Annotated in this window: 8 protein-coding genes; 4 read left to right on the top strand and 4 right to left on the bottom strand. The window is 37.6% G+C overall.

Going from position 1 to position 10,793, the window contains the following annotated elements:
• Positions 1–1,086, bottom strand: a 1,086-nt coding sequence (locus F6K40_RS18140) for a helix-turn-helix domain-containing protein (protein WP_293138281.1), incomplete at its 3' end; no start/stop codon positions are given.
• Between the two features lie 583 nt (positions 1,087–1,669).
• Between F6K40_RS18140 and F6K40_RS18135 the strand changes: the two genes are divergently transcribed.
• Positions 1,670–3,076 (top strand): radical SAM/SPASM domain-containing protein, encoded by a 1,407-nt coding sequence (locus tag F6K40_RS18135; RefSeq protein WP_293138279.1) that lies wholly within the window; start codon positions 1,670–1,672, stop codon positions 3,074–3,076.
• Positions 3,077–3,215: 139 nt separating this feature from the next.
• Here the strand turns inward: F6K40_RS18135 and F6K40_RS18130 are convergent, their stop codons facing one another.
• From F6K40_RS18130 to cimA, 3 genes are all read right to left on the bottom strand, one after another.
• A complete protein-coding gene (locus F6K40_RS18130; RefSeq protein WP_293138277.1) occupies positions 3,216–3,704 on the bottom strand; it encodes a PIN domain-containing protein in 489 nt (162 codons plus the stop codon).
• On the bottom strand, positions 3,701–3,946 hold the full coding sequence (locus tag F6K40_RS18125) for a UPF0175 family protein (RefSeq protein WP_293138276.1): 246 nt from the start codon (positions 3,944–3,946) through the stop codon (positions 3,701–3,703). The genes F6K40_RS18130 and F6K40_RS18125 overlap by 4 nt, the downstream gene beginning before the upstream one ends.
• Positions 3,947–4,119: 173 nt before the next feature.
• On the bottom strand, positions 4,120–5,718 hold the full coding sequence (cimA, locus tag F6K40_RS18120; protein ID WP_293138274.1) for a citramalate synthase: 1,599 nt from the start codon (positions 5,716–5,718) through the stop codon (positions 4,120–4,122).
• Between the two features lie 976 nt (positions 5,719–6,694).
• Here cimA and F6K40_RS18115 point away from each other — a divergent pair.
• From F6K40_RS18115 to F6K40_RS18105, 3 genes are all read left to right on the top strand, one after another.
• Positions 6,695–7,063, top strand: coding sequence for a 2Fe-2S iron-sulfur cluster-binding protein (locus tag F6K40_RS18115; protein ID WP_293138272.1), 369 nt, complete (start codon positions 6,695–6,697; stop codon positions 7,061–7,063).
• A 702-nt stretch (positions 7,064–7,765) separates the two neighbouring features.
• Entirely contained in the window at positions 7,766–8,872 is a 1,107-nt protein-coding gene (gene thiO, locus F6K40_RS18110) for a glycine oxidase ThiO (protein ID WP_293138270.1), read from the top strand.
• Between the two features lie 331 nt (positions 8,873–9,203).
• Complete coding sequence (locus F6K40_RS18105) at positions 9,204–10,658, top strand: hypothetical protein (RefSeq protein ID WP_293138268.1); 1,455 nt, start codon at positions 9,204–9,206, stop codon at positions 10,656–10,658.
• The last annotated feature ends 135 nt before the right edge of the window (positions 10,659–10,793 follow it).

Below are 10,793 nucleotides of genomic sequence, written 5' to 3'. Positions count from 1 at the left end.
TAAATCTCCTAAATATAGATTTTTACAAGATAAAAATTGAGCGATATTTCCATCACATAAATCTTCTACCGCATCAGCAATAATATTTAGCCATAAAGGATTTCCACTATAGAGATTTATCAAGTCTAACCATTTATCTTCATCTGTTAAGTTTCTACCTTCTAAAATCGCTGCTGCTGACTTTCCTAAACCATCAAGTTTTAAAATCTGACAATGATTATTGCCTGATGTTATTTTTGGTTGTTCTTGACTCAGGAGTAACAAACAACTTTGGTGGGATAATGTACTTATTTGTTGAAAAAATTTACCGTAATTTTCATGTTCTGGCAGATAAGTACCGGCTAATTCTCCGGTGCTAAATAGTTCTTGGAAGTCGTCGAGTACGATGAGGGAACGATGGAGGCGTAAACAGTCTGTTAGAGATGGGGGTTTTGTTTGTGGGTTTGGAGAAAGAAATTGGATTAAGTGAGTTTTGAGGGATTTTAAGGTGGGGGTGTCGGTACAGTTGCGCCAGAGGATGCGATCGAAGTTGTCTTTAATTTGGGCGATGAGTTCGACAGCAAGAGCGGTTTTGCCGATACCAGATAACCCGATGACGGTAACGATGGGGATGTTGTCTTCGAGTATCCATTGTTTGAGGAGGTTTAGTTCTTGGGTGCGGTTGTAGAGGCGATGGCTTTTTGGGGCTTCGGTGAGGTCGTGCTGTTTTTCCGTTTTATCCTTATTTGGGTTGGCGGTGGAGCGTTTTTTTCCTCCTTTTGGATAGGGGCAATTTTCGTTGCAAACGTTGATGTCGCCATTACCTATGTGCATATTTGAAATCTGCGAAAATTTCCCGTTTTCTACAACAGCTTTAACATTAGCTTTTCTAACATCTTCTCCCAAAACATCCGACAGAAGTTTCCACAGTTCTGAAGCCATCTTTCTAACATGATCCGTAGTGCAGTGGCAGTCATCTGCGATGTCTTTATATCCCTGACGCTGCCAGACTCCTTCTAAAATGGCCTTTTGTAGGGAGTCCAGTCCTTTTCCCGTTTTGGCCTGAACTTGCTCGTCGGTCCAATTTAAGACTTCTTGAATGTCCATAGATTTTAGATTGGGTCGGAGTATAGGTTAAGGAGTTACCCCCTTTTTTACCACACTTTCCCCCTTTTTGGGATAACATCCCCTTTTTTCCCCTTTTGTGAGGGTTTAAGGGATTGAGAAATTCCCCCCTAAATGGTCTTTTTGGGGGCTGGCAAAGCACAGTTTTTGGAGGATAATAATAAATGTAGTTGAGTTAAACAACGACAATTGCACAATTCCTGTAATCGGGAGGAATTTGTATGAGTAGTACCGTAACAACATTGCTGAAAAGCAAAGGTTTCGCTATACCATCAGCTTTAGATTATTCTAAAATTTTTGCTGAAATTGGCTCCAAAAAATTCTCTGCCTCCAAGTGTAACTGCGGCGGCTGTAGCTGTAGTACCTGCTCTTGCGGTGGCAGTAAATGCATATCTTGTAAAGGTTGCGGCAGGGGTCGGGGTATCTATCCTCGTCAATCTCTAATCTGGTAATTAAGAATAGACGTTGTTGAAGATGAAGAAAAGAGTAACTAAAGATTTAAAATAACATTACCTTCGATAACGTCTAACTTCACTCAATTTTTTAGACTGGGAGAGTAGTAACGATGAAGGAAAAATCTTATAGATGGTCAAATTTTACTCATGTTTTGGAACGAGGCGACGTAAGTGCGCTCTACAATTCTTTAAAAGTTACGCCTGTTTTTGTTGATAGCGATCTGGTTCCGTTGATCAAAGATTTTGGTGAAGGAAAAACAGCTAGGGAAGTAATTGATGTAGTAGACTCGGAAAAAAAACAGCAATTAACTAACTTAATTCCAGCCTTAAATGAGGGAAAAATCTTAGTTGATGCTGAGAGTACAGACAGAAAAATACTAGAGTGGTTTCAAGGACATTACACTGACATAAATCCTTATGTTTCTCTTGCCTATTTTATTTTAACCGACAACTGCAATTTCGGTTGTAAGTATTGCTTTGTTGAGAGTCGGATGTCTCAAGGATATAGGTTTACCCACATGACTAGAGAGACGGCTCAAAAAGGAATGGATATGTTCTGCCGATTAATTTCTCTCGATCCCGATCTATTTCCAGAGGAAAAAACAATCCTTTTGTACGGAGGCGAACCCCTTCTAAATTTGAGTACCATTCAGTACATTTTAGAAACTGTTCGAGAAAGAATGAAAGATGGCAGACTCCCTGAAAAGACAGTCGTTAGCATGGTAACAAATGGGTCCCTGATTACCCCAAAAATTGCCAAATTACTTAAAACCTACAATGTTAACGTAGCTGTTTCTCTGGACGGAGACAAGAGTGTTACAAATTCTTGTCGCCAATACCAAGACGGCAAGCCCGTTTATGATGATGTAATTAAGGGGATTCAGATTCTCAAACGAGAAGGGGTAGAACTGGGAATTTCATGCACAATGAGTCAGCAGTGCATAGATAACTTCGATCATACTTTAGACTTAATTATTAATGAATTATCGGTCGATAGTCTTGGCTTTAACATTGTGATGACTGGTTCTGGGTACAAAATTTTGGACGGTTATAATGAAAAAGCTGCCCAAAGTTTGATTAAAGCTTTCCAGATATTCAGGAAGCATAACATTGTTGAGGACAGAGTGATGCGAAAGGTCGATAGCTTTGTAAAACAACAAGTTTATCCTTTTGACTGCGGTGCTGCGGGCGGAGGTCAAATAGTGATGGCTCCGGATGGAGAGGTCGGTATTTGTCATGGATACCTCGGCGATCGAAAATATTTTACAACGACCGTTGACGATACCACTTTTAACCCAGGTAGCAATCCGGTCTTTCAAGAATGGTCTAAACGTTCTCCTCTAAACATGAAAGAGTGTGAAAACTGTATTGCGCTTGGTATTTGCGGGGGTGGATGCCCTTTGAGTGCCGACTACGAAACAGGAAGTATTTGGGGGTTAGATAGTCGGTTTTGCGTTCATTCTAAAATGACGCTTGAGTGGCTAATCTGGGATTTATTTGAACAAATGCAGACTTAAAGCTATTCAATAGTCCCGACTGGCAAAAAAGATGTTTAAGCTTTTAACAAAAACGATCGCCCCCGATAATGTCTGGTGGGAGCGATCGCTTTTGTTTGGGATAAGCGAAAGGAGCGATCGCTATTAAACTCAAACAACTTCACTCACCAGCAAATTGTAAAACTCTATTGTAGAGACTAACGCTAATCCGAAAATTATTTTCAGAAATTAACCGATCCAAAATTGGCTTAATTTCTAAAATCAGACCTTTTGTCTTAGCTTCCTGCAATACAGCTAACAACCCACTTATTTTCCTCACTCCCAACTCCAAAGCTACCCTTCTTCCTCTACGCTCGTCTAGCAGTAACAAATCTGCATCCAGTTCCAAAGCTAAAATAATTGCTTCTGCTTCTCCCATATCTAAATCAACTTTTAACTCCTCAACTCGCTGGCGATTTTCAACTGTTCGGTTTTCGATCCAATCTAAAGTTTGAACCTCAACTGTACCTGGCACTTGATATCCTAAAGAAGCCATTTCATCATAAACTGCTTGAGGAATAATGACGCGATCGTAAAGTTGATGAAGAAGTTCCAAAGCTCCCACTGCCGACAAATTAGTAATAGGTGAAGTATCGCTGACAACAATCATAACCTACCCATTTCCTGCAAAGTTTTAATATCATCCTCAAACTCCTCAACATCGTAATGGATGCAAATACCACGTTCGGCAATTTCTCGCTGAAACTCTAACAAATTAATTCCAGCCAAACGACGTGCTTTACCAATACTAATTCTATCTTGTTGAAATAACATAATAGCAATTTCCAACTTTAATTGTGCTTCAGACATTCCAGCAGATATCAGCACGTCATCAGGAATAACCACGCTCATTTTTTTGATCTCCTTTTAAACAGATGGTGTATATTCTCATATTTTGCGTAAGTTTTTATTATGGCTAATTAATGAGACTTGATATAAGGTGAGTTTTAGTATTGCGGTGCGTTACGTTTCACTTTTCATGTCGCGCAGCGAAACGCACCCTACACCACACTCACCACTACAGTTTATGAAACCACACTCACCACAGTTTCTTGACACTGACTTTCCAACATTAAACCATACTCCAAACCTTCAACAACTGCCTGATAAGAAGCATCCAAAATATTAGTAGAAACTCCCACAGTCGTCCACCTTTGCTGACTATTACTCGACTCAATTAATACCCTAGTTTTAGCAGAAGTACCCGCTCCACCATCCAAAATTCTCACCTTATAATCTGTTAAGTGAAAATTAGCGATCGCTGGATAAAAATTTCCTAACGCTTTCCGCAAAGCAGCATCTAAAGCAGAAACGGGACCGTTTCCTTCCGCAACTTCTAGAATATCTCTACCATCAACAGCAAGCTTCACGGTTGCTAGAGAATTAGAAACGTTACTACTTTCCTTATCCAAATGCACCTGGAAACCCTTAATCTCAAAAAACTGCTGCCGTTGCTCCAAAGCAGTTCGCATTAATAATTCAAAACTCGCCTCCGCTGCCTCAAATTGATATCCCTGATTTTCCAACTCTTTTAATTTATCCAAAATTTGCCGACAAGCAGGGTTTTGGCGATCGAGTTCAATACCGAAACTTTTCGCCTTTGCCAACACATTACTCAAACCTGCTTGATCAGAAATCACAATCCGACGACTATTACCTATTTGTTGCGGTTGAATATGTTCGTAAGTTAGAGGGTTACGTTCGACTGCCGACACATGAATACCACCCTTGTGCGCAAATGCTGACAAACCCACAAATGGTGCATGATCGTCAGGAGCAAGATTAACTATTTCACTGATACCTCGACTCGTCTGAGTCAATTTTTCCAGTTGTTGTGACTGAATGCAGTCATAACCCAACTTGATTTGCAAATTAGGAATTAAACTACAGAGATTAGCATTACCACAACGCTCCCCATAACCATTAATAGTTCCTTGTACCATCCGCGCTCCTTCCATCACCGCAGACAAAGCATTGGCAACGGCAGTTCCAGAATCATTATGAGTGTGAATGCCTAACTTAGCATTAGGTAACGCTTGAGAAACATCTGCCACTATCTGACTAACTTCGTGGGGAAGAGTACCGCCGTTAGTGTCGCACAGAACTAACCATTCTGCTCCAGCATTGTTGGCAGCAGCTAAAGTTTGCAAAGCATAATCAGGATTATGTTTATAACCATCAAACCAATGTTCCGCATCATAGATAACGTGCCGACTTTGACTGCACAGATAGGCAATTGTATCTGAAATCATCGCCAAATTTTCTTCGAGAGTAGTTTTCAACCCTTCGGTAACGTGCAGATCCCAGGATTTGCCAAAAATTGTCACCCAGCGCGTACCCGCAGACAAAATAGGTTGAAGAGTAGGATCGGATGCTGCCTGTTTTCCGGGACGACGGGTGGAACAAAATGCTACGACTTCTGCTTGAGTTAGGGGTTGCTCTTTGAGTTGCCAGAAAAACTGTACGTCTTTAGGATTTGCACCAGGCCAACCTCCTTCGATAAATGGAATCCCTAAACTGTCGAGTTGGTGGGCAATGCGTAGTTTGTCTTCCAGAGATAGGGATAGTCCTTCTCGTTGGGCGCCGTCGCGCAGAGTTGTGTCATAAATCCAAATTTTGTTCATGGTGATTGGTGGTAGGTTTTAGGTGTTATATCAAATCCGGTAGTATCGGTACAATTCATCCCTCGTAGGGGTTTGCTCTCCAAACCCTGCTCAATTTTTTACTACAATATAAACATCGTAGGGGTTTGCTCTCCAAACCCTGCTCAATTTTTGGCTACAATATAAACATCGTAGGGGTTTGCTCTCCAAACCCTGCTCAATTTTTGGCTACAATATAAACATCGTAGGGGTTTGCTCTCCAAACCCTGCTCAATTTTTGGCTACAATATAAACATCGTAGGGGTTTGCTCTCCAAACCCTGCTCAATTTTTTACTACAATATAAACATCGTAGGGGTTTGCTCTCCAAACCCTGCTCAATTTTTTACTACAATATAAATATCGTAGGGGTTTGCTCTCCAAACCCTTCTCAAATTTGGAGTTTTTGCCTCTTTTAGAACCTTATTCTCCAAAGTAAGCGGATTTGATATTAGGTAGTATATTAGTTTATCATACAACCTAGTTTGAGGGAAGATAGTCACAAATTACAAATTTTTTCAACTTAATTTAAACTTTATCATTCAAAGGTTTACCATGGATATATGGGAATTAATATTTATTTCAAATCTGCTTACTTTGGATTTCGGAGACTCTCAAACAGGCAAAAACTCCTAATTTGCTAAGGGTTTGGAGACCAAACCCCTACGATATTTAATTGTGCCTATACTATCGAAGATTCTCAAACAGGCAAAAACTCCTAATTTGCTAAGGGTTTGGAGACCAAACCCCTACGATATTTAATTGTGCCTATACTATCGAAGATTCTCAAACAGGCAAAAACTCCTAATTTGCTAAGGGTTTGGAGACCAAACCCCTACGATATTTAATTGTGCCTATACTACCGGAATTGATATTATCCACCCTAGCTTACTTTATTATGTGAATTTTTATCTATTGATATATAATCAATATTAGTCAATATAACTAAATAACTTTTTATGGTTAAAATTCAGGCTCAGGGTAAAATTATTACTTGTGATATTGGTGCAAATCTCCGTCAAGTGTTACTGAAAAATAATGTTGATGTTCATAATGGCAATGCTTCAATTATTAACTGTCGTGGTATTGGTACTTGTGGCACTTGTGCTGTGGAAATAGAAGGAGAAGTTTCTCAACTTCAATGGCGAGAAAAATCGAGACTTTCTTTACCTCCCCATTCTCCTAATTCTCAGAAACGTTTATCCTGTCAAGTGAAGGTTTTAGGAGATATAAAAGTAACTAAATATAATGGTTTTTGGGGGCAAGGTTCTGAGATTGTTTGGTCTCCTGGTAAACACAGATTTTGCCACAGATATATGGATGATTAGAGTTAATAAATATAGACCTTCGCACACACGGATTTTGCCACGGATATACGGATGATTAGAGTTAATAAATATAGACCTTCGCACACACGGATTTTGCCACGGATATACGGATGATTAGAGTTAATAAATATAGACCTTCGCACACACGGATTTTGCCACGGATATACGGATGATTAGAGTTAATAAATATAGACCTTCGCACACACGGATTTTGCCACGGATATACGGATTTAAAAATCCATGCCTTGCTCTTTTGATTTACTTCTGATTAGAGTTAATAAATATAGAGCTTCGCCCACACAGATTTTGCCACGGATATACGGATGATTAGAGTTAATAAATATAGACTTTCGCACACACGGATTTTGCCACGGATATACGGATTTAAAAATCCATGCCTTGCTCTTTTGATTTACTTCTGATTAGAGTTAATAAATATAGAGCTTCGCACACACGGATTTTGCCACGGATATACGGATGATTAGAGTTAATAAATATAGACTTTCGCACACACGGATTTTGCCACGGATATACGGATGATTAGAGTTAATAAATATAGAGCTTCGCACACACGGATTTTGCCACGGATATACGGATTTAAAAATCCATGCCTTGCTCTTTTGATTTACTTCTTTTTTCTTCCTTCTTCCTTCTTCCTTCTCTCTTATCTATTCTTCCTTCTTACTTCTTTCTTACTTCAATATGAATAAATCAAATGAAATCCTAATTATTGGTGGCGGTATTATCGGTCTATCAATAGCAATAGAACTTCAACTTCGCGGTGCAAAAGTAACAGTTATTAGCCGAAATTTTCAGCAAATTGCTACAAATGCTGCTGCGGGAATGTTGGCTCCACAAGCTGAAGCTATTCCCCCTGGAAAAATGTTGGATTTATGTTTAAAAAGTCGGGCATTATATCCAGAATGGGTAAAAAAAATAGAATCAATTAGTGGTTTACCAACTGGGTATTGGCCTTGTGGAATTTTAACTCCGGTTTATGCAGTAAAAGACAGAAAAAATTATGCTTTACCAAACCTAAATTATCAATGGCTAAATCAAGTAGCAATTCATCAATATCAACCAGGATTAAGTCCTGAAGTAATTGGCGGTTGGTTTTACTCTCAAGATGGGCAAGTAGATAGTCGTTATTTGTATCAATCAATGATTGCCGCAGCTAAAGAATTAAAAATTGAGATTCAAGCAGGATTTGTCACAGAAATAATTCGCCAAAAAGGAAAAATTCAAAGTCTCAAAACATCAATAGGTGAATTAGAAGCAGAACATTATGTCTTAGCTACAGGTGCATGGTCTCAGGAGTTATTACCAATTCCCGTTTTTCCTACAAAAGGGCAAATGTTATCATTAAAAATTCCCTCAGATGTAAGTACAAAAAATTTACCTTTACAGCAAGTTTTATTTGGAAATCAAACTTATATTGTACCGCGCAAAGATGGCAGAATAATTATTGGTGCAACCTGTGAAAATATCGGATTTGTTGATGGAAATACGGCAGCAGGAATTCAACAATTATTAGGAAATGCAATTCGATTATATCCAGTTTTAAGGAATTACAAAATCTTAGAATTTTGGTGGGGTTTTCGTCCTAATACTCCTGATGAAATGCCGATATTAGGAAAAAGTAATTATGATAATTTGACTTTAGCAACTGGGCATTATCGGAATGGAATTTTATTAGCTCCTGTAACAGGAATATTGATAGCTGATCTAATTTGGAATGATCAATATAACCCCTTATTAAAAGCTTTTAATTATTCTCGGTTTGTGGAAGTCGAAATAATTAATAATTAACAATTAATAATTAATAATTTAAGTTCATAAGCAAAATTAATTACACATCCTATTGACTTCCAGTTACAGTGCTTTTCAGTTAAGTAGACCACAGTAGGGACGTTCCATGGAACGTCCCTACAGGGTTTTGGTTGTGACGATGTGGTTCATCAAGAAAGAAAAGCGCTGTAAGTTTTCCCTCTCTCAACTAGGAAATTCCTAAAAGCATGACTACTTAATAATTAAAAGAATAGAAAAAATGAGTAAATCCACTGATGCGGAGTTGTGTAGATTCTTGGTAGAGTACCCCTCAAATAAAAATTCAATCATTTTTTAGAAAATATATATAGAAATGAGTACCACAAAATCAGGGAATAAGTCAGAGATATTAACTCTTGCTAAACAGGGAAATGCCACAGCGATCGCATCTGTATTGAACTATTTTTTGAAAGAGAAAGGAATTACTACTCAGGCAACTATTCTAGATAATGTATTATGTTTAACTCTAAAATCTCTAGAAGTACCAGACAAAAAAATATCTGTTTCTTTTGTTAATAAAGCTCTAGTAAAATTAGGCATAAAATCTATTCATTCTGTCAAAATTTCTGGTCAAGATATAAGTACAGATTCTCCTCAGTGGACTGAATTTATTAGTTTGTATAATCAAGCTACAAAACAACAAAAAATCATCAAACCTGTAGCATCTATAAAATCACACGCTCGACAACAAAATACAAAGACAAATCCAAAGACAAATATAAAAACTCATCAAAAGAAAACTGAGCAAAAGAAATTAGATAAACTGATGAAATTATCTCAATGTAGTCTGTGGTTAACTGCTGTTTTAGGTTTAACTATTCCCATAGCTACATATATTTATACTAAGCGTAAAGTTGCTTTTTATATTTGGTTTTTCGTGTTTGGAATTTTCTTACAAGGTATTCTATCTGCAATTTTAATCAATTTTTTACTAGAAAATACTGATGGTGAAGATATATTTATTAAAGCATTTTATTTGCCTTTCTTAATAGTGTCATTCGTCAGCATTATTGACAACTGTATGGCAATTAAACGAGCGCGGAAACAAACTTACTTATTAACAAAAGAAACACCTTGGAAACAGAAACGAAAAAATAAAGAGGAAAATCAACAGACAGAAAACAAAGCCAATAAATGGCCTGCATGGTTTCCTTATCCTAGTTCATGGCTAAAAAGTTTATTTCTGTTGATGTGGACAGTGATTATAATTAGAGTTTTTGATTTTTGGAGTGGGATTATCGGGTTGATTTTCTCAGAAATTCCAGGAAGTGAAACTCTGTTTCTAAAAGCTACAGGATTAGGACTAATCTTATCTATAGTTGTGTTATCCTACGTTGACCATATTTTCTCTAATAAAAATATTCTCTTTAGTAAAAAGTCTTCTTCAAAATATTCGATGTGGGTTCCCCACGTAGTAAGTATATGGCAAGGTTTTTATGGTCATATTGTGCTAGTTTTAACTTCTATAATTGTGATGATTATTCTTTTACCATTTTTAGCTATTTGTGACTATCAAACATTCGGAGATTTTGGATATTGCACTCGAATGGCAGGAACAAAACTAACTAATTACGATGAATTAATTGGTTACTTTGGATTAACAAGTTGGTTGACTATAGTGGCGTACTTTTATCAAATTGAGTATTGGTTAAGGAAAAATTTTTCTCTCAAAGATTTGGGTAAATTGATTCTGACAATATTGATTATTTTATCTTTCAACGGTCATATTTCAATAATGTCAAAACTATTACAGCAGTTTTCAGGTTAATGAATCACATTATATCAAGTCTCATTAATTAGCCATAATAAAAATCTTTTTCTCTCCAAGCGAGAATATTTTTCGCTCCCTATTTCCGTAGGGGCGATTTCCTAGGGAATGCTCCTAATTAAGCGTTTGCGACAG

The organism is Okeania sp. SIO3I5, from assembly GCF_010672085.1.
Classification (GTDB): domain Bacteria; phylum Cyanobacteriota; class Cyanobacteriia; order Cyanobacteriales; family Microcoleaceae; genus Trichodesmium.
The sequence above is the reverse complement of the archived record's forward strand: the minus strand, read 5'-3'. Positions and strand labels throughout refer to the sequence as shown.